Below are 20,334 nucleotides of genomic sequence, written 5' to 3'. Positions count from 1 at the left end.
GCTGTTATGCCGTATGATCTTGTCCTCAAAGGGGGAGACGTCATTGATCCAGGATGGCCATTCCATCAACAGGCCGATGTGGCGATCACTAAGGGGAAAATCGCTGCGGTAACGCCCAATATCCCAGCCACCGAGGCGATCCGTACGATCGACGTGACAGGCAAGATTGTGTGTCCTGGACTCATAGATATTCACGCGCACACGTTTATCAATGCCCACGACATGGGACCGGAAACCGATCAGCGATGCGCTGCAAGTGGAGTGACGACGATCATTGATGCAGGTAGCGCTGGCTCAGCAACGTTCCCCGGATTGCGGCACTATGTGGCTGAACGCAGCCAAGTTCGGCTGCGCTGCTTTGTTCACCTCTCTGCTCTCGGTCTTATCCATTTACAGGTAGGCGAACTGATGAACCTGGATTACGCTGACCCTGAAGGATGTGCGCGGACAATCCGTGATAACCGAGATATCGCAATTGGGGTCAAGCTCCGCTTCAGCAATAATGTGGTTCCAGATAAGGCAGGCACTGAGCCGCTACGCCTGGCACGACAAGCCGCAGACATGGCGGAGGTGCCATTGATGGTTCATATCACGGATGCGCTGCTGCCAGTTCCGAAGATTCTTGAATTCATGAAGCCTGGTGATGTTGTCACTCATTGTCTCCATCGTTACCCGTACGGCATCATGGGACCGGAAAAGAAAGAGATTCTGCGCGAAGTGTGGAATGCGCAAAAGGCAGGGGTCATTTTTGATTGTGCACATGGGCGCATGCATTTCACCTTTCCGTTCGTGCGGATGGCATTAGAGCAAGGATTTATGCCTGATACGATTGCCACAGACTTGTCGATTCCAAGTGCAACGCGCGGACCGGTCTTTGATTTACCGACGACGATGTCGAAGTTTCTCAATCTAGGAATGAGCCTTGAGGATGTCATCCGTCGAGTGACGACGAATTCCGCGCGGGCAATAGGTGAGGGGGGAGTGCTGGGAACACTGAAGCCCGGATCGGTGGCTGACGTAGCGGTCTTCAGTCTTGAGCGCGGGCAATTCGATTTCGTTGATACGGATCAGAATCACATGATTGGCGAACAACGGTTAGTGACGCAGCTGACACTGAAAGATGGTCGGGTCTGGTATCGTGCGCCAAGAGAGCAGTAGCGTGAATAAAGCAGGCAGAGAGAAGTCTCTACCTGCTGGTGGCCAGTTGTTTTAGTCCCTAAAAGTAGTCGTCCCGTAATGCGCCGTCATAACGACCACTACGCATACAACAATGCTTGAAACCGGTGGCCCGAGTTACACGGACAGGGATCGTTACGGCCTAACTTTTCGACGAATTCCTTGCCTCCGTGAACAATCTGTCGGCCGCGTTTGACGTGGGTTTCAGAGGGGAATCCCTTTCGTCGCTTACTGGTGCGTTCGAAAGGAATGGTGGGTTGAGAGGGTATGTGGTGTTGCCATGGGGTACCTCCTAGAGAAAAGCTACGGTGTTGCCGTGCACTGATGATGATAGCAAGGACAGGGAATAGGGCAAACCGTCCTCGCTGGCTACACGTGGGAGTAACAAAAAGTTTGTCATCCCCGTCCCAAAGCTCCTTGCGCGTATTGCCGCTAAATCAAACCTTGAAAGATTGATACACTCCGACTGTTACCCTGAGTGCAACGAAGGGTCTCGCAGAGAGATTCTTCGTTACGCTCAGAATGACACGGCTCGGCGTCTGTCACGTAAAGTGTACGAAGGTATTCAGGTCTGATTTAGCGGTCGCTTGTCGTTGTCTTCCGCGTTTTTGCGTTTGTAGAGCCTGACGAGCGCGACCCCTTGACCTCGGCTGAGCGAGCCTCGTAGGAAATTGAGACGTCATTCATCTGTGATTGTGCTTGGAAAACCCGGACGCGAGAATCGTAGGTTACGGAAAGTTGCTGCGGACCGGTCCAGGTGACTACGACAGGAGGACCGCCGCTCGGTAATGCTGGAGCTGTCCCATCTGCGGTATCTGCGCTAAAAACGTTGCCGCCAGCAATAAGATGGTCAGTTGTGTTTGGCAGTACTGAGATTTGGGTGCTGGTTCCGCCGAATGGGCCGCAGCTACGTTGGAAAATAATGGCCTTGGTCTGTCCCGATGGATCAGGAAGGTCCTGCAGGATGCGATTGTCGCATGGATCGCATCCCATCAGTATGAGAGCGAGCCCTGAATACGTACAGAAATGAAGCAGAAAGCGTCTAAGCATCGCGTTACGTTCTCTGCCTCAAGTATCGGTACGTTCGATGCTAACTTAATTTCTATGAGGGAGATTTTTGCAACAGCAAGGACCTGTTCTCCTGGTGAAAATAAGCACTTTGCAGACTTTGTCTTACATTGCTGATACGCCACCATCGACCATGTAGACTCCACCGCTACAGTAACGGCTATCGTCGCTGGCGAGAAACAACATGACCGAAGCGACCTCTTCTGAGGTTCCGTATCGTTTCAGCGGTATCCAGTTCGACAAATTCTTCTTCGCCTGCTCTCCGGCTCCAGGCGCAAAGCCTTCTTCCAATGACCGCATCATCCGTGTATCGATCGGCGACGGATTCACTGTATTTACACGAATGTTAAATGGGGCACATTCTAACGCTGCCGTCCGCATCATCCCAATCACAGCATGTTTACTCGTGACGTATGCAGAAACTCCAGGCGTCCCTTTGATACCAGCGACTGAAGACGTAATGACGATACTGCCGCCCCCGCGCTTTTTCATCTCAGGAATGACGCACTTGAGTCCCAGCCACACCCCACGAACATTCACTGCTAATACTCTGTCAAAGAGTTCGAGTGGATAGTCGGTGATCGGTTGCACGGCTCCTTCAATCCCAGCGTTGGCTACATAGATGTCGATGCCGCCATAGCGCTCGACCGCGGTTCGTACGTAGTGCTGCGTGGGCTCCGGTTGACTCACATCCGCAACTGCATAGCTGACGGCGTTGCTGCCAATTGTATTCGCTGCCTGTTTCAGAGGCTCTTCAGCCAGGTCGACGAGAAGTACCTTTGCTCCTTCAGCGGCGAATTGTCGACCTGCTGCTATGCCGATGCCACCTGCACCGCCAGTGATAATCGCAACTTTTCCGGTTAGTCGTGCCATCCGTGTTGGTTCCTTTCGTGAGGTGGAGGGAGTTACAAAGGGTGACGAGAGAGGAAGTCTTGAAAAACAGCGGTAAACTGCTCACGTGCGGAAATAAAGAAGCCGTGGCCCGCGTTAGCGAAAATTTTCAATTCGGCACCTGGGATTTCTCGTGCCAAGATCTCGGAATTCGCGGCTGGAATCAAAATGTCGTCGTGACCTGTGACGACCAGAGTTGGAGTAATTATGTCTTTGAGATGCTTGAAGACACGAAGGGTCATGGTCGCCTGAAAATGACGCTCGTACGCAAATCGCGGAGTGACCTGGGTGAGGGTACGTTGTAAATGCGCTTCAAGCTCGGCGCGATGGGTGCGAATGAATTCATCGGAGAACGATAATTTCCATCCTTCCCGTCCGGCTTCTTCTGGCGTCATGCCAGCGCGCCCTTCGAGCATTTTCATGGATTCGGGCGGTGCAGCGACGGCATTGCGTCCGCCCGGTGTCGTGCAGCCTAACGTAAGGCTCGCGACACGTTGTGGGTAATGCGCGCCGAGTTCTTGCGCAATCATACCACCCATCGAAACCCCAAAAATGTGGGCACGCTGGATAGACAAATAGTCGAGTAGTGCGATGGCATCGCTGGCAAACAGTGCGACCGAATACGGTTCATCGGGTTTATCTGAGAGTCCGGTGCCACGGTTATCAAACGTAATGACTCGATAGGATTTCGCCATTGCGTGGATGAGTTCAGGGTCCCACGATATGGATGGTTGACCCAGGCCGTTGATAAACAATAATGGCTGTCCCTGACCTTCGGTCTCATAATGCAAACGAATCCCGTTTACTTGAATATGTGCCATGGTCCCCTCCTCAAAAGTGTTGTGAGTTGCGTCAGCACGGCTGTTTTAGCAGGGCCGTTTGGGGATTGCCAGGGAAATGGCACGTAGTATACACCTGAAATTATGCAAGCGGACAAGGTAACGTTGGCTATTGTGGATTCACCGGCTGAGCTGCGGCAGACCATTAAGACCCTATCTCAGGTGAGTACTGCGCTGTCGTCCTATCACCTCATAGAAATTTGGGCAGTGATCGCACTGGCTGTGTATAGCAGTATAGTGGTCATTCCCTTGTCGTCAGGACTGACAGGACTCGTCGTCTATTTTCTTGCCATTGCAGTGATTGCCTCACGACAACACGCCTTGATGGTCATGACTCATGAGGGAATACATAAGCGACTCTCTCGTCGGTTATGGCTCAATGATTGGCTTGCGCGGTTTGCTGCGGGCTTCCCCGTGTTTATTTCGCTGGCGAAGTGGCGATTCATTCACCTTTATCATCATCAGCATACGCATACAGAACATGACCCAGATCGGGCAATCTTCGTTCGCTACCCATTGGACCGCCTAAAGTTTATGCATCTGCTTGGTCGTGACCTTTGTGGTGTGAATGTTTTCTCGACATTGAAGTATTTTATTGACCTTCCCTTTGGGATGAAGGACTTCAATCGCCGATTTCTAGGAGAAGAACGCGAGGCGCAATACCGACAGGTTGCTGACATGCCGTCGTTTGCTGTGTTCTGGAGCGTGGTGATTGCGAGTGGCTTATGGCTATGGGGCGGAACTGTGGCTTTGTGTTTTGTCCTGTATTGGCTGGTTCCGTATTGTACGTTTACACAGGTATTTTTTCGTATTCGGGGCGCAATTGAGCACGGGAACGTTCCGAACCCTCAGAGCCCCTACCAACAGACCCGTACCTACCTTATTCACCCGGCCTTGAGTTTTTTCTTTGCCCCCAAACAGGTGAACTATCACCTGGAGCACCATCTCTATCCTTCGGTGCCATTCTACAACCTGCCACTGTTGCATGATGAACTGCGGCAAACCACCTACCATCGGGAAAATGGATACTATGAAACTTTTTCAGTGAGTTTACGAAAGCTTACGAAGTAAGAACCGCGGGCAGGTCGGAGAACGAAAAAATATTTTTGTGTGATATACGAATCGATGAATTTCTTTTCCGTGTGGGCGTCAAACTTAACATTGGGAGAGAAAGACAGCGATTCCTTCTCCCTGCTATGCCCACTGTCTTCTCTCCTTGTCTCCTCCCTTCCTTGCCCGTAGCCGGAGAACGGCCCGTTCTTCGGCTACACCCCTTACCATCTCAGAGACGCGCAAGTCTAACGTCCGTTGCAACAGTTGGCTTTCGCTAAGAAGTGTAGAATTTTTTCTTTGATGATGCTGCCATCAATAATGGGTTTAGCGATATAGTCATTGCATCCTGCGGCAAGCGCCTTTTCTTCATCACCAACCATAGCTTGTGCGGTTAATGCAATGATCGGGAGGTTTTTGGCAGGAGTTTGCATTGCGCGGATACGTCGGGCAGTCTCCCAGCCGTCAAGAACGGGGAGCTTCAGATCAAGGAACAGTAAATCGGGAGGGTCTTGGGCTATGAGGGCAAGGGCTTCTTGGCCATTTTGAGCTTCTCTGATGTCAAACTCTCCGACTTTCCGTATTCTATGGACCAAAATGTGACGATTATCTTCATTATCTTCAACAACTAAGATTTTCTTCCTAAGCATGGACTGTCCTTATGGGGAAGGTAGGGGGGGACGTGCATAGCTCTCCTTAGTTAGGACAGCAAAAGTTTCCTCTGTATGAAAAACGTAGCAACTTGGTTCTTTGAAAGCAAATTTGCGGTATTCTGTGCGAACACAGAGGGGAAAGAGATAAGGCAAACATGGCAGAAGACCGGATGGCAGAGAGTCGACGACTGCAATCGCGATAAGCGGACGCAGCTCACCTACGGGAAGGATGTCAGGAATGCCCTCGCCGGGAATTGAACCCAGACCTCAGGTTCCGGAGACCTGCATGATATCCATTTCACTACGAGGGCGTGAGAGATAGACTTCGCCTATCACATCCCGAGACGGTGGGCAACGAGCTACGGTGGACGATACGTGACATCAGAGGTTCATGGCCTACCGGAGTTTGGTTTCCTATGGCAAGATGCATCCCCCCAGGAGGCTCACCCTCAATAAGTCGAGCGGGTAAATGCTCTTTGGGTTGCCTAGGAGGAATCTGAGCTCGTGAATGCAGATGCTGTTGTTGCTATTGCCAACCTTCGCCATATCTATGGTCCACGTGTCGCGATTGATGATGTGTCCTTGTCTATTGATTCTAGTGAAATTTTTGCCTTGCTTGGTCCTAATGGCGGAGGAAAGTCTACCCTCTTTAAGATTCTTTCGACACTCATTACTGCTACAAGTGGAGAGGTCCACATTTTCGGTGAAGATGTCCGACGGAATCCGTACGGCATCCGGTCGCGTCTTGGCGTGGTGTTCCAGTCTCCGAGCCTTGATCCTAAACTGACGGTGACGGAAAACCTTTTGTGCCACGGACACCTGTACGGTATGAGCGGAGGGTCGCTACGAGAACGGGTCGAAGTTCTGCTCCACCGCTTAGCGCTCACTGATCGTGTCTATGATATGGTCGGTACTCTCTCCGGAGGGTTGCAGCGGCGTGTCGAATTAGCCAAAGCCTTGTTACATCAACCAGCGTTGCTCTTACTTGATGAGCCGAGTACTGGCCTTGATCCTGGAGCACGACGTGATTTCAATGACTACCTCCATCTATTACGCGAGCAAAATGGAACGACCATTATGCTAACGACGCACCTCATGGATGAGGCCGAGCGTTGTGACTGCGTGGCTATCCTGCATCAAGGGAAATTAGTTGCACTTGACAGTCCAGAGAATCTCAAAGCGCAGGTTGGTGGTGATATCGTTGCTATCCGTACCCAGAACGCCGCTGCTCTACGTGAGAAATTAGCGCAACGGTTTTCCTGTGACCCGCTGGTGGTTGATGGAACTCTGCGAGTTGAACGATCACAAGGACACGAATTTGTTCGTGAGATATTTGCAGCGTTTCCCGGTGAAATCCAATCAATCACCTTTGGTCGGCCAACACTCGAAGATGTGTTCGTTCACCAAACAGGTCAGCGTTTCTGGGACGACGAACAACAAACGGAGCAGGTGGCATGAGGAGCTTTTGGTTATCGGTTGGTACTCTTTGGCGAAGAGAAATCATCCGCTTTTTACGGCAACGAAGCCGCGTGATCGGCGCGTTTGCTCAACCGCTCGCGTTTTGGTTGTTATTAGGAGGAGGGTTCAGCGCTTCCTTTCGACCTCCAGGAAGCGCTGAAGGTAGCGGTTACCTTGAGTATTTCTATCCAGGCATCATTCTCCTTGCCTTACTCTTTACCGCGATCTTTGCAACCATTGCGGTCATTGAAGACCGAAAGATGGGCTTTCTGCAAGGGGTGCTCGTCGCACCAGTCTCACGAATGAGTGTCGTCCTTGGCCAAGCGCTCGGCAGTACGACGCTCGCAGTATTGCAAGGCGTGCTCTTGTTGTTGCTTGCGCCTGTGGTTGGCATTTCCCTGAGCCTCACTTCGATACTATCTGCTATTGGAGTTATGTTCCTCGTGGCGCTCGCGCTGAGCAATCTTGGCCTGGCCATTGCGTGGCGTATGGATTCTGTCCAAGGATTTCACGCCGTGATGAATCTGATTCTTATGCCGATCTGGTTCCTGTCCGGCGCATTTTTCCCGTCTGCCGGGCTGCCGGGCTGGTTTACCTGGATCATGCAACTCAATCCCTTGACCTATGGAATGGCTGCGCTCCGCCGCTGTTTATATTTCACCTCGCCAACCGCAGTTGGTCCGATCCCGGCCCTGTTCCCTTCTTTGCTAGTCACTGTGCTGTTTGCTGTGGGTTCCTTTCTCCTTGCGTCCTATACTGCCCGGCGACATTTCCAATAATACCTTCGTCCGCGCCTAAAGCCAAAGAAAAGGCCTGCCGATAGCAAAACTCAGGAGCTGAGGGGTGCGAGCGGAGGATTTCTTGCCGGAGGAACGTCCGACCTGGGTGTTTACTCCTGGGCAGCGACGAGGAGAATTGAAACAATGGACGCAGAAAAGCGCAATTTATTGCAGTTACGCATTCTGATGTGCCTGGGGGTCTTTTTATTAATCGCTGATCTTATTGAACGACAAAGTCTGGGGTTAAAAATCCCTTGGCTCATTTCGCTCTATCTGATAGGGGCGAGTTTCTACTTCGCCAAATGCGCTCAGAAGATAGTATTAGAGCGAAGAGAAGAAGTGCTGACGTATTTCCTTTTTCCGGGAGCGTTTATCACTGCGCTAGTTCCAGCGTATACGCTGTTTTTGTTTCTGATCTCCGCAAAAATGTAGTCGACTGTTCAATGCGTCCCTTTCCTTCTTCTCTACCGGCGTTGAGTGAGCCATACGCATGGTAGAGAAGCCAATAAATCACGACTCCAGTTACTGAAACGTATAACCAGATGGGCAACGTCCACCGGGCAATACGCTGATGTTTGGTCCAGTCTTGTCGTAACGCTCTGTGCAGGGTCATCACAGCGAGGAGGGGGACAAGCGCAGCAAAGATAGTGTGAGTCAGCAAAATCGTAAAGTAGATGGGCCGAATCCAGCCGGTTCCCGTAAACCGCGTACTTCCGGCATGTGCGTGATAGTACAAGTACGAACACAGAAAGACGATTGAAACTACAAAGGCGAGTGTCATACAGACACGGTGCGCTACCGTGTTACGCTGACGAATGAAGTAATAGCCAGTGGTGAGAAGTGCGGCACTGGCGGCGTTTAAGCTGGCGTTCAGCGTCGGGAATTGGGAGAGTTCAAGCATGGGTATGACAAAAAGTGAAGTTTCAATTACAGCACATAGACGGCTATCAGGATAAAGAGCCAGGAAATATCGACAAAATACCAGTACAGTGCCGCGATGGCGACCGGGCCGGTATTGCCAGAATGATACTGCCCTCGTACCCCGTACAAGAGAATCACACTCAGGTACACTAGCCCGGCGATCACATGCGCTCCGTGAAACCCGGTCAACATATAAAATGACGCACCAAAGAGCGGTGCACCCCAGGGATTATTGCTCAGGGTCAGGCCTTGATGCTGGAGATGCGACCACTCCCATGCCTGCAGAAGAAGAAATGACAACCCACCAAAGATCGTGAGCAGGAGCGCGACTCTGAAACGGCTCTGATTGTTATGCTTGAGTGCCGTCAACGAAAACGCCATAGTGACACTACTGGCGAATAAGAGTCCGGTCATCACTCCTACGAGAGGGAGCTTAAGAATCGCTGCTGGAGTTGGCCAATCGTGGCTCCATAAGCGCAGCAGGATACTACTCACAAGGAGAGTAGCAAAAGTGACCGCATCGCTGGTCAGGAAAACCCACATGCCAAGCCGCCCTGCCGGTATGTGGAGAACCTTTCCCTCGTCAATCGTTGAAAATATCGTCGCTTGCATGAGTCCTAACTGAGATACACCAGTGGAAATATCACCGCCCACACCGCGCCGACAAAGTACCAGTACATGCCACACAGTTCAGCGCGAACAAAACGAGAACTGGGCAGTTGCCCATGTTTTGCCCAGTGAATAACGATCCACAACCATACGACTGCGCCAAATACGTGTAAGGCGTGACAACCTATCAACAAATAAAAGGCTGAGCCGTAGATGCGGGCCTTGGTCATGACCCCTTCCTGCAGAATTTGGATCCATTCATAGCCTTGAATACACAGGAAAAGGACACCGAGACGGCCAGTGATACTCAAGAGTGAGACAAACCTTACCTGATTATTCGCCCTGCCTGCTATCAACGCTTGCCACATCGTGTAACAACTGAAGAAAAGAAAGGTGGAGTTCACCCAGGTGATTTTAATTGGAAGATACAAATGTGCGGGAGGCCAATTGAAGGAGCCGAACCGAAGAGAGGCATAGACCGCAAGTAAGCCAGCAAAGAGCATCGCCTCAGAGCCAATAACCCAAAACATGGCAAGCCGGGCACTGCTGATAGATGCAACTTCCGCAGGAGAGAGTGGGACTGTGAGGGGTCGGGTCTTTTTCTGTCGGAGAGGAAACTCAAGGACTTTACCAAACGAAGGATCGTGGGTCGGCATTGTGTTTCCTGGGCCAGTTGGTGATTAGAGTTTATCCAGCGCAAGAGCTGTGAGGATCACCGGAAGATAAATCAGCGAGGCAAAGAGGAGCTGGCGTGCGGTTGCTGTTGAACACGCACGGGCGAAATTGACTCCATACCAGAAGAAAAGTCCACCGAGAAGGAATGCCGTAATGCCATACCACATTCCCGCAAAACCAACGAGGACCGGTAGAAAACCGACAAGAAAAAGAAGAGCACAGTTCAATACGACCTGGCGGCCAGTAGCTTTTCCACTCGGGTCAATCACAGGGAGTAAACAAAACTTGGCTTTCGCGAAGTCTTCGCGATAGAGCCAACCAATCGCAAGCGAGTGTGGAACTTGCCAGAGGAACATAATGGTGAACAAGATCCACGCTTCAATGCCTAACGAACCGCGTACCGCTGCCCAGCCAATGACTGGTGGAAGCGCTCCGGGAATTGCTCCGACAATACTGCAGAGGGAGGTCCGCTGTTTCAGTGGTGTGTACATCAACAAGTACGTGACAGCGATCAGCAGAGTAACGAACGCACTGCGCCAGAGCGATGCCCAGACAAGATAGGCAATACCACTGACAGTGAGGATGAGACCGAACACCAAAGCATCGACCGGAAGCAGGCGCCCATCTGGAAGTGGGCGGTTGCGGGTGCGTGTCATCAGGGCATCAGCATGGCGTTCCATCAGTTGATTGAGGGCAAGAGTGCCACCTCCTGTGAGAGCTGTACCAATCAGCGTATGAAGCAAGATAAGGTAATTGGGTGACCCTTGGGCACCGAGATAAAATCCTGCAGCAGTCGTAATCAGAACCATTACGACGATACGAGGCTTGGTCAATTCGAGATAATCGATTGCTCGTCGCCGTACCTGGGGCGCGGGAACATCAAGAACGAGATGCGAATCCGTCGATGGTGTCATAACGAAGCCTGCTTCGATAATGCTTGAGATTGTAGCGTCGGGGGATGAGGCGTCAACAGACGATAGGTTTGGAGCGTTAAAATAAGACAGGTAACAAGCATAAGCGCACCTACAACGACATGCATTGTCGCGAGCGGCACCACATAGGGATTTAAGCTAGAACCGGACTGTGTATATTTCCCGAGGTAGGCCCCAGTGCCAAGGAAGAGCTGGACAATAAGAAGTCCACCCAGAAAATGGGCAGGCTTAACCAGTGTCGGGAGATGGTTATAGTTCCAGACCACTCGTGAGGTGAGCAAGATGATATGAATAGTGACGATGAGTGCTCCGACGATATGGAGGACGTCCGCCTCTCCTCGGTGTCGCAGGATGGCTCCGAAAATCAATTGCACGTAAATAAGTCCTGTTGTGATGACCGCAAGCCGATGGATTCTCCCACTCTCGGTAGCAACTTGTGGAACAACCGGCGTGCGCCACTCAGCAGAAGTAAAGAGGGCGATGCTTACGATAAGCGCAAAAAAAGCCTGCGCAAAGCAGGCATGGATAATTGCTAGCGTTTGAGCAAGTAATGTTACTCGGAGACCACCAAGGATGCCTTGAACGATGACTCCGCCAAGGGCAATGATCCCAAGCCAGCGCAACCAGGGACGAGATTCTTTCATCCATAAAGAGGCCGCCAGGAAGATCGTCAAAAATCCAACGAGCGAGCCAAACAGGCGGTGACTATGTTCGTAAAAGATACCACCGACCATCTTTGACCAGGGATAGAGAAACATGTTTTCTCCGAACGTAGTCGGCCAGTCCGGCACGGCCAGGCCCGAGTTGGTACTGGTGACTAATCCACCGATAAACAAGAGCGGCAGTGTCGCTACGGCCGTGAGTAGCGCAAAGCGATGCGGCCACGGAGAAAGCGACGGTGGAGGTGACGATACAGTTTCCATAATCGAGTTAACGTGCTGCACCAGTTGCCGCGGGTAATGCGCGGTCTTGAGGCAGCCAGTCTTCCTTTACTAGAGGGGAGCTATATTCGTAAGGGCCCCGGTATACAGTTGGTGTCGTAGCAAAGTTCCCATGCCCCGGAGGAGAAGGGGCACTCCATTCGAGGGAGTTCGCGAACCACGGATTGGCCGAAGCCCGCTGGCCATAGAAGAAGCTCCACACAAGGTTGACACAAAGCGGCAATTGTACCAGGAATAAGCAAAATGCACTGTAGGTGATAAAGACGTTCCACTCCTGCATAGCATGAAGAAACTCGTATTGCATGGGATTGTAGATGCGCCGCAGGTGACCGGCGACACCGAGGAAATGCATGGGGAAAAAGGTGGAATTGAAAAAAAGGTAGGTGCCAAGAAAGTGAGCTTTCCCCAGCGGTTCGTTTAAGAGCCGTCCGAACATCTTGGGAAACCAATAATACAACCCTGCAAACATACCGAAAACAATGCCGGCAACGACATAGTGGAAGTGGGCAACAATAAAGTACGTATCGTGAATATAGATGTCGACCGGGGTTGAGGCCATGTAGATACCACTCAGCCCACCAATCACGAAGTTGGATACAAACCCCAGGGCGAACAACATCGGACTGGTGAATTGGATACTTCCTCCCCACAAGGTACCGAGCCAATTGAAAGTCTTGATCGCTGACGGCACGGCAATAATCATGGTTGTCAGCATAAAGGCAGTGCCGAGCGCGGGATTCATCCCACTCTGAAACATGTGATGTCCCCAGACGATCCAGGACAGGAAGGCTAGCGCGATCATCGACAAGACCATCGCGTGATAACCGAAGACGGGTTTGCGCGAAAACGTTGACAGAATATCTGAGGTCAGTCCCATAGCTGGGAGTACGAGAATATACACCTCAGGATGTCCGAAGAACCAGAACAGATGTTGCCAGAGTAATGGTTCTCCTCCACCTTCGGGAAGAAAGAAACTCGTTCCGAGGGTTCGATCACACAAGAGCAGTAGGAGTGCGGCGGTGAGCACGGGTAACGCAAGGAGCAACAGAATCGCTGTAACGAAGAGTGACCAGATCATCAGCGGGAGACGAAACCAGGTCATGCCAGGCGCACGCATAGTGATGATGGTGGTGATGTAGTTGATTGAGCCCATCAGTGAGGCCACACTCAGCAACATGAGGCTCATAATCCAGAGGTCTATTCCCAGCTCGACGCCTGTGTACTGAACCCTGGCGGATAACGTGGCATACATGGTCCATCCACCAGAAGCGGCTCCGCCTGGAACAAAAAAACTGTACAGGACGATTACGGCTGCTGGCACTGTGAGCCAGAACGAGAGCATGTTGAGGAATGGAAAGGCCATATCGCCAGCGCCGATCATGAGCGGAATCAGAAAATTACCAAACCCACCGACCAAAAATGGCGTAACAACGAAAAAGATCATGATGGTGGCATGCATGGTAAACAGGGAGTTATAAAACGCTGGGGTCACCGCACCGGTCGGTAAGTTGCGGGCAAGCCAGTTTTGTTCGGCTTCATCTTGGGCAAGCCATTCTTGCCACGTTCGATCCATTGTGGTTTGCGATTCTCCCTTGTCGATAAATTGCGGAGATGCCCCAATCATCGGTAAAGGCGCTTCTGGCCAAGCCAACTCCCAGCGTATGAGCATTGCCAGTAGACCGCCACAGACCAGCATGACGCCACTCAGAAGCAAGAACTGCTTACCAATCATTTTGTGATCGAGCGAGAAGATGTATGTACGCCAGAATCCCAACGGTTCTGGTGTCGTCCTATGCTGAGGCTGCGGAACTGGAGCGACGGCTTCACTCATGCGTATGCCCTTTTCCCGTTTCTCCAGAATCGGGAATTTGTTGGGGCCACTGCTCATGTTGCCAGCGTTGATAATCCGCAACCGTCAGCGCATACAGCCAGCCTTTCATTCCAGAGTGACCAAAACCGCAGAGTTCGGCGCAGGGGACTTCGTACTTTCCAGGTTTGTTGGCTTGAAACCAGGCGTGGATATCGCGCCCAGGAACGGCGTCTTGCTTGAAACGTAAGTTCGGCAGGAACAAGCTGTGAATAACATCTTTTGAACTGAGGATGACGCGAATTGGTTGCCCGACGGGAATGTGAATTTCATTATCAACTTGTTTATCGTCACTCGTACCAAACTGTCCGTCTGGTCCAGGGTAGAGAATCTCCCAGTTAAACTGCTTGGCTGTGACACGAATCATTGTGTCAGTGGGTGGAATTGTCATGCGAATCTGTTCCCATTGCGATTTACTCAGCACCCCCAACCAAATGAAAATGGCGGCTGGAACGACGGTCCACACAATCTCAACAGTGGTATTCCCATGAGTGTACCGTGCTCGTCGACCTGCTTGTGCACGGTAACGTATGAGGAAAACAAGCATGACCACAGTAACGGCAAGGAAGACGATAGCTGTGAGGACGTATATAAGGTGGAAGAGTGCGTCTATTCCCGCTCCGTACGGAGAGACATCCTCCGGAAGCCATCGCAGCATGCCAATTCCTTAACCGTTCCTCTAAGCTGGTGGCCCAGTTATAGCGGAACTCTGTCCGCTCGCAAGGGCACTTTCTCAGGAACGTTTTTGTGGCTGTTGTTCCTTGGGGAGGACAATAATCTCGATGCGTCGGTTGAGTTTGCGACCTTCTTCAGTTGCGTTGCTTGCCACGGGAAGAGATTCTGCCCGGCCAACGGCGCTGAGTTGCTGAGGCGAAAGTTGTACATGGGAGATCAGATACTTGACGACTTCTGCTGCACGAGCACTGGACAATTCCCAATTCGAGGGAAACCGCGCTTTGAGAACTGGACCGATAGGGACATTATCCGTGTGACCTTCAATCATGATACGTTGCCCGGCTACTTTCGTGAGAATCCCGCCAACTTTCTCCAGAACGTGTTCGCCTTCTGGGGAAAGGGTAGCTTGGCCACTCGGAAACAACACGCGATCGAGAATGGTGACAGTCAATTGTTCCTTTGCTTGATGTAACGCAATCTCTTTCTGTGAGATTTCACTTTGCAGTGCGGTGACGAGATGCTCATAGGTCCCCTTTATTCCTTGTAACTCCTGTTCTCGTGCCAGTTGCATCTCATGAACGTGCTGAGCCAGAGCCTCTGCACGTTGTCGTTCACTCTCAAGCCGAGTTGACAACTCGGCTTTCTCTTCGGCGAGCGATGTGACTTGGCCTTGGAGCGTGGTTTGCGCCTCAGTAAGTGAAGCGAGCTGTTGCTGTCGGGTGGTTTCTGTGAGGCTTCGTTGTGTGATCGCTTGGGTCAGCGTCTGTTCGAGCGCCTCGGTGCGGGCGAGGGCTGCTCCCTGGAAATCCTGCAGTTCCGCTGGTGCGGTCTGCGCTGGTTGTGAAATCGTGGGAGGCAGGGCGAGACGTGGCGCGAGTTCAACCTCTGTGACAGGAAAGGCTACTGTTTCTGTTGCTGGTGTCGTGAAGGACAACTGTTGCCACAGGATCAATATCACGGCGAGATGAAAGAGAAACGCAAGTGCTGCAGCAAAAGAGAAAGTCGAGGAGTGGCTAGTCCGACGGTGGGGAAGGGGACTCGCAGGTTCTCTTGCCGAAATACGAGCAGATCTCTCGGGATCGGTCGAGAAATCGCCGAGAACCCATTCTTGGGAGGACGGGTCATTACGAACGAGATGATTGTCTCTCCGCATAGGGCCCACTTGGTGTGACTGAGAGGGGCGTTATTGTCATGAGTGCACGTTGTCGTCGCAACTGGATCAGGCTTACTGCAGTGCATAGGAACCCCAGCCCCATCATCAAGCGTCCGGCACTGAGGACGACTTGATAAAAATCACGCTTTGCCCGCGCAATTTCCCAGCGTTCCCGTGCTTCACTAGGAAAATAGGCTGTATTTTTGTGGGGAAGAAACGTCGAAGACGACGACTGCAGCGCGGCAATGGTGTTCATGGTCCGTTGGTAGTGGTGAGTTTTCGAATTAGCGGCCAGATAGTTGCCTATTCCTAACAGGATCAGAGCGGCCCCGACCACAAACATGGAGTTTTTGTATAGCGAACGGACTAGCGTCATAATGTTATACACACAGCGGTACCCCCAAGAGCAGACTGAGTCAAGACTTGTGCGTTGTGTCCGCAAACGAGGTACGCTAGGCTCGTGACCAACTCATGTGGTGTGTATGGAGATTCAAGTCGTCTCGCTAGGATTAACCGACTATCTGGCTGCGTGGCGGTTGCAGCAAGCCGTTCACGCCTGTTGCCAAGCACGTGGAGAGAATGTGCTCCTTGTCACCGAGCATTATCCCGTTGTGACGTTGGGCTATCGCCAGCAAGCTGAGCATCTCCGACTTTCTCGTAGAGAACTGGAAGCAAAGGGCATTGCTGTGGTGGAGAGTGGTCGTGGCGGAGGGGCAACCTATCACGGTCCTGGGCAACTTGTTGCCTACCCGATTTTTTCGACACTTTTCCGGCGACGTGGAGTTCGAACGTTTATCTCACTTTTGGAGGACGTGATGTGCGGGCTGGGGGCCAGCTATAGTATTGCAGCAACACGTCGACATGGATTTCCTGGAGTATGGGTAGAAGAACGAAAACTAGGTGCTGTAGGTATTGCAGTGCGGCACGGGACTTCGCTACACGGGATTGCCTTGAATGTCAGCATTGATCTTACTCCGTTCTCATATATTATCCCTTGTGGAATCCCGGATCTGGTTCCCACAAGCATTGCGCAAGAAGTGAAATGTGCAGTTGCCATAAACGAGGCTGCGCAACGAATGTGCGATGCGTTTGCAACCGTTTTTGCTGTTCCGGTAGAGGAGGCGAACAATGAGTGGCGTAGTGGTAAGCGAGAAACGCTCTGGCGTGCGGTGGATCACGATTAATCGACCTGAGCGGAAAAATGCGCTTGACCGTGAAACGATCCTTGCGCTCCGTGATCATGTTGTGGCGAGCCGGGAAGACGCTGAGACGCGTGTCGTGGTTTTAACAGGAACAGGGAAAGCGTTTTGTTCGGGAGCTGATTTGCGCTCGGGACAAAGTGAAAAATCTCCGGCCCATGAAGACCTGCTTGAGGATGGGTTTAACGATACGATCCGTGCCATGTGGAATTTACCGAAACCCGTCATCGCTGCAGTGGATGGCGTGGCTGCTGGATTTGGTTGTTCTCTGGCTCTTGCTGCTGATGTACGATTGGCCTCGTCAATCTCTCAGTTTGCTTTACTGTTTGTGAAGCGAGGCTTAACTGTCGATGGCGGAGCGAGTTACTTTCTGCCGCGAATTGCTGGATTGCGTGGAATGGAGATGGCATTAACGGGCGATATGGTGCATGCCGACGACGCCTTGCGTATGGGCTTAGTGAGCCGTGTTATTGCTGAAGCTGAATTCCACGATCAGGTTACCGCGTATGCTGAACGTCTGGCGAAAAATGCGCCCTTAGCGTTGGCGGCGATAAAGGCATCAATACAGAAAGCACTGACGAGTAATCTTGACGATATGCTCACCTGGGAAATGAAAGAACAGCGTCGGGTCAGCAAGAGTGCAGACTTCCGCGAAGGAGTTGCCGCCTTTCTTGAAAAACGTGAACCGGTGTATAAAGGAAAGTAGAAAGCAGGATGGCATGGGCCAGGTTTTTATTGTCGGAGACATTCATGGATGCTCTCAGGAACTCGAAGCGTTAGTAGCGAGTCTCCCTTTGCGAGATGAAGATCGCCTGATTTTTCTGGGTGATTATATTGACCGTGGCTTGGAGTCTCAAGAAGTTGTCGAGTTTCTCCTGCGCGTGAAGGCTGAGGCGCGGTATCAGGTAACGTTCCTGAAAGGGAATCATGAAGATATGTTTCTCGATTTTCTTGGACAGCCAGGACATTACGGTGAGGCGTTTCTGCACAACGGAGGTGGGGCGACGCTACGAAGTTATCGCATCCCACAAAATGTGAGAGGCCCGGCCGCTCTCGCTGAGTTGCCGCCGGAACATGCGGTGTTTTTCCAGACGCTCGAAATGTATGTTGTTGCCGACCAGGTACTGTGTGTTCATGCTGGTATCAATCCGCTTGTACCTTTGCAGGATCAACAGTCGGAGGAGCTGTTGTGGATTCGTCAAGAATTTTTGGCAAACCAACATTTGTTGCCGTACACCGTTGTCTTCGGACATACCCCACACCGCGCTGTGCGGTTTGAGCTGCCGTATAAGGTGGGAATCGATACCGGCTTAGTCTATGGCGGTAAATTGACTTGTCTGGAGGTGAGTGAAAAACAATTGTATCAGGTCGCTAAAGGGAGTACTCGGGTGCAGGTGACCGATATTTCTTCGACCTGGCCACAGACGAAGTTCTTTTCGCAGTTAGGAGAAACCCGGCCCGCAGGGAAATGAGAAGGCGCGAAACATGGCGCGAGCGTTTATTGTTGGGGACATTCACGGTTGTGCCCAAGAACTTGAGGCGTTAGTAACGGGCTTATCGCTCCAGGATGACGATCGCCTTATTTTTCTTGGCGACTACATCGACCGTGGACCGAGTTCCCGCGACGTGATCGATTTTTTGTTGCGACTCAAGGCAGCAAAGACGTGCCAGCTGACGTTCTTGAAGGGAAATCATGAGGATATGTTCCTCGATTTCCTCGGGAAGGGTGGACACTTCGGGCAAGGATTCCTTGATAACGGTGGTCGGGCGACGCTTCGGAGTTATCGGATCTCGCCAGACGAGAAAGGCTCAGAGGCCTTGGCGGCATTGCCACCGGAACACCTCGAATTTTTGCAAACACTCGAAATGTTCACGATCGTTGATAACGTGCTCTGTGTACATGCCGGTGTGAATCCGCTGGTGGCACTGGGGGAACAAAGTCCGGAAGAGCTGTTGTGGATTCGTCAGGAGTTTTTAGCCCATTCGCATACCTTGCCGTACACAGTAGTGTTTGGCCATACGCCACATCGAGCGGTGCGGTTCGAGTTACCGTATAAAGTGGGGATCGATACCGGGTTAGTGTATGGCGGCAAGTTAACCTGCCTGGAGGTGCGAGAGAAACAACTGTACCAAATCGCCAAGGGGAGCACGCAGGTACAAGTCACCGATGTCTCTGCGACGTGGAAGCAAGCGGCGGTCTTGCCCATGATGACAGCGGTGCACCAACTCCTTCCGCGAAGTATTTCGCTTGATCCGGGTGTCTTAAAAACAGTTTTTGCTTCAGCCCCTCGTTTTTTCTACACCAATGCCGTTTATGAAGAAGCGTATAAAACTATTCTTGAGGCGATTCGTGAGAGAAAAGGGCTCATCGCGCTCCTTGGCAAGCCAGGGACGGGAAAAACCAAACTCATCCACTTGCTGACCAACTCTTTAGAGGAAACGGTGCATGAGGTTGTTTGCGAATCGCCCAATACGACCTTCGAGACATTGCTTTCGGCGTTGTGTGACCAACTGTCACTCCGCATCTCGCGGACGGACGATGAAAAGGTCAAGCTCGAAGCGATTGAGGACGCGTTGTGGGCGTGGACCTATCGCGGAGGGACCGAAGTTCTGGTTCTTGATAATGCGCACAATCTTTCGTCGGATGCGCTGAAGAAATTAGGGCAACTCCTTGAACTTGAAGGACCGCATGGGAAGCTCTTGCAAATTATCCTGGTCGCGCGTCCTGAATTTGAAGCGAAGCTCACAAGTAAAGAATTACGCTGGTTGCAGGAGCGTATTGCTGTTCGTTGCCGAGTGACGCCGCTCAACCCGAAAGAAATCGACACCTTTATTCACCACCGCTTTCGCGCTGCTGGTTGGGATCAGGAAGGCCTATTTGATCAAGATGTTATCGAAATGATTGCGCAACACTCCGAAGCGATTCCTCAACAGATTAACGCTATATGTAACAACGCCATCGTGGCCGCCTATGCAACAGGCCAAGAGAAGATTTCTCCACACATTATTCAAGAGATGGCCGTTGCGCTCAAACATGAGTCCGGCACGGTACTCAATATGGAGACGAGCTCTCGTCAGTCCCTTGCGCAGATTGTTCAACAGCTACGGCGCTCATCGATATCACCTGGGCAGTTGGCCTTATGGAGAATGCGGTCCGCGCTTGGTCGTATCACCCGGCGCCAGAGGCTTGGCGCTGTCCTAGTGCTTTGCGCTGTGCTGGGTTTGACCCTGATTAAGCCATTCTCAGGAGCGTGGCGGGGAAATGCTCTTCAAGGGAAGAGTGGCAGCGAAGAGTCGGAACTGAGGCGAATTCTGGAAAAGAAAATCCCCCTATATCAGTCAGGAGTAGCGGGGCGGATGAAGATGTCCCACTTGGGCAACTTGGGATGACGCTCCAGTCGCGCTTCGACCGTCCGCATGGCTGTCTTGTTCAGGGTAATGCCGCGCA

General features: G+C 51.8%; 22 protein-coding genes and 1 tRNA gene. 8 read left to right on the top strand and 15 right to left on the bottom strand.

The window, feature by feature from the left end; translation table 11 throughout:
• The first annotated feature begins 6 nt into the window (after positions 1-6).
• Positions 7-1,158 carry an amidohydrolase/deacetylase family metallohydrolase gene (locus FJ147_13895; GenBank protein ID MBM4256975.1) on the top strand — a complete coding sequence of 384 codons (1,152 nt, stop codon included), beginning with the start codon at positions 7-9 and terminating at the stop codon, positions 1,156-1,158.
• A 98-nt stretch (positions 1,159-1,256) separates the two neighbouring features.
• Here the strand turns inward: FJ147_13895 and FJ147_13890 are convergent, their stop codons facing one another.
• The 4 genes from FJ147_13890 to FJ147_13875 form a co-directional block, all read right to left on the bottom strand.
• The gene (locus FJ147_13890) at positions 1,257-1,445 is read right to left on the bottom strand and encodes a nucleic acid-binding protein (protein ID MBM4256974.1); all 189 of its coding nucleotides are present in this window, start codon (positions 1,443-1,445) and stop codon (positions 1,257-1,259) included.
• A gap of 307 nt (positions 1,446-1,752) precedes the next feature.
• Positions 1,753-2,226: a hypothetical protein gene (locus FJ147_13885; GenBank protein MBM4256973.1), complete on the bottom strand. Its 474-nt coding sequence runs from the start codon at positions 2,224-2,226 to the stop codon at positions 1,753-1,755.
• A 123-nt stretch (positions 2,227-2,349) separates the two neighbouring features.
• Positions 2,350-3,117 (bottom strand): SDR family oxidoreductase, encoded by a 768-nt coding sequence (locus FJ147_13880; GenBank protein ID MBM4256972.1) that lies wholly within the window; start codon positions 3,115-3,117, stop codon positions 2,350-2,352.
• A gap of 32 nt (positions 3,118-3,149) precedes the next feature.
• Positions 3,150-3,956 (bottom strand): alpha/beta fold hydrolase, encoded by an 807-nt coding sequence (locus FJ147_13875; GenBank protein ID MBM4256971.1) that lies wholly within the window; start codon positions 3,954-3,956, stop codon positions 3,150-3,152.
• 102 nt (positions 3,957-4,058) lie between these two features.
• Between FJ147_13875 and FJ147_13870 the strand changes: the two genes are divergently transcribed.
• Entirely contained in the window at positions 4,059-5,045 is a 987-nt protein-coding gene (locus tag FJ147_13870; protein ID MBM4256970.1) for a hypothetical protein, read from the top strand.
• Between the two features lie 227 nt (positions 5,046-5,272).
• On the opposite strand, the gene FJ147_13865 is transcribed toward FJ147_13870, so the two are convergent.
• Positions 5,273-5,674 carry a response regulator gene (locus tag FJ147_13865; GenBank protein ID MBM4256969.1) on the bottom strand — a complete coding sequence of 134 codons (402 nt, stop codon included), beginning with the start codon at positions 5,672-5,674 and terminating at the stop codon, positions 5,273-5,275.
• A 242-nt stretch (positions 5,675-5,916) separates the two neighbouring features.
• Positions 5,917-5,988, bottom strand: a tRNA-Arg gene (locus tag FJ147_13860).
• Positions 5,989-6,181: 193 nt separating this feature from the next.
• Between FJ147_13860 and FJ147_13855 the strand changes: the two genes are divergently transcribed.
• Both FJ147_13855 and FJ147_13850 read left to right on the top strand, forming a co-directional pair.
• A complete protein-coding gene (locus FJ147_13855) occupies positions 6,182-7,135 on the top strand; it encodes an ATP-binding cassette domain-containing protein (protein MBM4256968.1) in 954 nt (317 codons plus the stop codon).
• The gene (locus FJ147_13850) at positions 7,132-7,914 is read left to right on the top strand and encodes a multidrug ABC transporter permease (GenBank protein MBM4256967.1); all 783 of its coding nucleotides are present in this window, start codon (positions 7,132-7,134) and stop codon (positions 7,912-7,914) included. The genes FJ147_13855 and FJ147_13850 overlap by 4 nt, the downstream gene beginning before the upstream one ends.
• Before the next feature lie 373 nt (positions 7,915-8,287).
• On the opposite strand, the gene FJ147_13845 is transcribed toward FJ147_13850, so the two are convergent.
• The 9 genes from FJ147_13845 to FJ147_13805 all read right to left on the bottom strand — a co-directional run bounded on the left by FJ147_13845 (position 8,288) and on the right by FJ147_13805 (position 16,063).
• The gene (locus FJ147_13845) at positions 8,288-8,815 is read right to left on the bottom strand and encodes a DUF420 domain-containing protein (protein ID MBM4256966.1); all 528 of its coding nucleotides are present in this window, start codon (positions 8,813-8,815) and stop codon (positions 8,288-8,290) included.
• 26 nt (positions 8,816-8,841) lie between these two features.
• Positions 8,842-9,447, bottom strand: a complete 606-nt coding sequence (locus tag FJ147_13840) for a heme-copper oxidase subunit III (protein MBM4256965.1) — start codon at positions 9,445-9,447, stop codon at positions 8,842-8,844.
• A 5-nt stretch (positions 9,448-9,452) separates the two neighbouring features.
• Complete coding sequence (locus FJ147_13835) at positions 9,453-10,100, bottom strand: heme-copper oxidase subunit III (protein ID MBM4256964.1); 648 nt, start codon at positions 10,098-10,100, stop codon at positions 9,453-9,455.
• A gap of 24 nt (positions 10,101-10,124) precedes the next feature.
• Complete coding sequence (cyoE, locus tag FJ147_13830; GenBank protein MBM4256963.1) at positions 10,125-11,033, bottom strand: protoheme IX farnesyltransferase; 909 nt, start codon at positions 11,031-11,033, stop codon at positions 10,125-10,127.
• Positions 11,030-11,974, bottom strand: coding sequence for a hypothetical protein (locus tag FJ147_13825; GenBank protein MBM4256962.1), 945 nt, complete (start codon positions 11,972-11,974; stop codon positions 11,030-11,032). Before FJ147_13825 ends, cyoE begins: the two co-directional genes overlap by 4 nt.
• Positions 11,975-11,981: 7 nt before the next feature.
• Positions 11,982-13,823, bottom strand: coding sequence for a cytochrome c oxidase subunit I (locus tag FJ147_13820; GenBank protein ID MBM4256961.1), 1,842 nt, complete (start codon positions 13,821-13,823; stop codon positions 11,982-11,984).
• On the bottom strand, positions 13,816-14,517 hold the full coding sequence (gene coxB, locus FJ147_13815) for a cytochrome c oxidase subunit II (protein ID MBM4256960.1): 702 nt from the start codon (positions 14,515-14,517) through the stop codon (positions 13,816-13,818). Before coxB ends, FJ147_13820 begins: the two co-directional genes overlap by 8 nt.
• A 75-nt stretch (positions 14,518-14,592) precedes the next feature.
• On the bottom strand, positions 14,593-15,687 hold the full coding sequence (locus FJ147_13810; protein MBM4256959.1) for a hypothetical protein: 1,095 nt from the start codon (positions 15,685-15,687) through the stop codon (positions 14,593-14,595).
• A complete protein-coding gene (locus tag FJ147_13805) occupies positions 15,659-16,063 on the bottom strand; it encodes a hypothetical protein (GenBank protein MBM4256958.1) in 405 nt (134 codons plus the stop codon). Before FJ147_13805 ends, FJ147_13810 begins: the two co-directional genes overlap by 29 nt.
• A gap of 106 nt (positions 16,064-16,169) precedes the next feature.
• Here FJ147_13805 and lipB point away from each other — a divergent pair, with 106 nt between their 5' ends.
• From lipB to FJ147_13785, 4 genes are read left to right on the top strand one after another with little or no spacing between them, the layout of a single operon-like run.
• A complete protein-coding gene (gene lipB, locus FJ147_13800) occupies positions 16,170-16,871 on the top strand; it encodes a lipoyl(octanoyl) transferase LipB (protein ID MBM4256957.1) in 702 nt (233 codons plus the stop codon).
• Positions 16,816-17,592 (top strand): 2-(1,2-epoxy-1,2-dihydrophenyl)acetyl-CoA isomerase, encoded by a 777-nt coding sequence (locus FJ147_13795; protein ID MBM4256956.1) that lies wholly within the window; start codon positions 16,816-16,818, stop codon positions 17,590-17,592. Before lipB ends, FJ147_13795 begins: the two co-directional genes overlap by 56 nt.
• A 13-nt stretch (positions 17,593-17,605) precedes the next feature.
• The gene (locus tag FJ147_13790) at positions 17,606-18,358 is read left to right on the top strand and encodes a serine/threonine protein phosphatase (protein ID MBM4256955.1); all 753 of its coding nucleotides are present in this window, start codon (positions 17,606-17,608) and stop codon (positions 18,356-18,358) included.
• A 13-nt stretch (positions 18,359-18,371) separates the two neighbouring features.
• Positions 18,372-20,276: a hypothetical protein gene (locus tag FJ147_13785; GenBank protein ID MBM4256954.1), complete on the top strand. Its 1,905-nt coding sequence runs from the start codon at positions 18,372-18,374 to the stop codon at positions 20,274-20,276.
• Positions 20,277-20,334: the final 58 nt, after the last annotated feature.

The sequence above is a fragment of the Deltaproteobacteria bacterium genome (assembly GCA_016874775.1).
Taxonomy (GTDB): domain Bacteria; phylum Desulfobacterota; class Binatia; order Bin18; family Bin18; genus VGTJ01.
This window is presented reverse-complemented; position numbering and strand designations above follow the sequence as displayed.

What these genes read in the sequence shown, in the direction of transcription:
- FJ147_13785 (MBM4256954.1), top strand. Translation starts at nt 18,372, where the DNA reads ATGGCGCGAGCGTTTATTGTTGGGGACATTCACGGTTGTGCCCAAGAA.
- FJ147_13875 (MBM4256971.1), bottom strand. Translation starts at nt 3,956, where the DNA reads ATGGCACATATTCAAGTAAACGGGATTCGTTTGCATTATGAGACCGAA.
- FJ147_13870 (MBM4256970.1), top strand. Translation starts at nt 4,059, where the DNA reads ATGCAAGCGGACAAGGTAACGTTGGCTATTGTGGATTCACCGGCTGAG.
- FJ147_13865 (MBM4256969.1), bottom strand. Translation starts at nt 5,674, where the DNA reads ATGCTTAGGAAGAAAATCTTAGTTGTTGAAGATAATGAAGATAATCGT.
- lipB (MBM4256957.1), top strand. Translation starts at nt 16,170, where the DNA reads ATGGAGATTCAAGTCGTCTCGCTAGGATTAACCGACTATCTGGCTGCG.
- FJ147_13795 (MBM4256956.1), top strand. Translation starts at nt 16,816, where the DNA reads ATGAGTGGCGTAGTGGTAAGCGAGAAACGCTCTGGCGTGCGGTGGATC.
- cyoE (MBM4256963.1), bottom strand. Translation starts at nt 11,033, where the DNA reads ATGACACCATCGACGGATTCGCATCTCGTTCTTGATGTTCCCGCGCCC.
- FJ147_13825 (MBM4256962.1), bottom strand. Translation starts at nt 11,974, where the DNA reads ATGGAAACTGTATCGTCACCTCCACCGTCGCTTTCTCCGTGGCCGCAT.
- FJ147_13810 (MBM4256959.1), bottom strand. Translation starts at nt 15,687, where the DNA reads ATGCGGAGAGACAATCATCTCGTTCGTAATGACCCGTCCTCCCAAGAA.
- FJ147_13790 (MBM4256955.1), top strand. Translation starts at nt 17,606, where the DNA reads ATGGGCCAGGTTTTTATTGTCGGAGACATTCATGGATGCTCTCAGGAA.
- FJ147_13840 (MBM4256965.1), bottom strand. Translation starts at nt 9,447, where the DNA reads ATGCAAGCGACGATATTTTCAACGATTGACGAGGGAAAGGTTCTCCAC.
- FJ147_13805 (MBM4256958.1), bottom strand. Translation starts at nt 16,063, where the DNA reads ATGACGCTAGTCCGTTCGCTATACAAAAACTCCATGTTTGTGGTCGGG.
- FJ147_13835 (MBM4256964.1), bottom strand. Translation starts at nt 10,100, where the DNA reads ATGCCGACCCACGATCCTTCGTTTGGTAAAGTCCTTGAGTTTCCTCTC.
- FJ147_13895 (MBM4256975.1), top strand. Translation starts at nt 7, where the DNA reads ATGCCGTATGATCTTGTCCTCAAAGGGGGAGACGTCATTGATCCAGGA.
- FJ147_13850 (MBM4256967.1), top strand. Translation starts at nt 7,132, where the DNA reads ATGAGGAGCTTTTGGTTATCGGTTGGTACTCTTTGGCGAAGAGAAATC.
- FJ147_13885 (MBM4256973.1), bottom strand. Translation starts at nt 2,226, where the DNA reads ATGCTTAGACGCTTTCTGCTTCATTTCTGTACGTATTCAGGGCTCGCT.
- coxB (MBM4256960.1), bottom strand. Translation starts at nt 14,517, where the DNA reads ATGCTGCGATGGCTTCCGGAGGATGTCTCTCCGTACGGAGCGGGAATA.
- FJ147_13845 (MBM4256966.1), bottom strand. Translation starts at nt 8,815, where the DNA reads ATGCTTGAACTCTCCCAATTCCCGACGCTGAACGCCAGCTTAAACGCC.
- FJ147_13880 (MBM4256972.1), bottom strand. Translation starts at nt 3,117, where the DNA reads ATGGCACGACTAACCGGAAAAGTTGCGATTATCACTGGCGGTGCAGGT.
- FJ147_13820 (MBM4256961.1), bottom strand. Translation starts at nt 13,823, where the DNA reads ATGAGTGAAGCCGTCGCTCCAGTTCCGCAGCCTCAGCATAGGACGACA.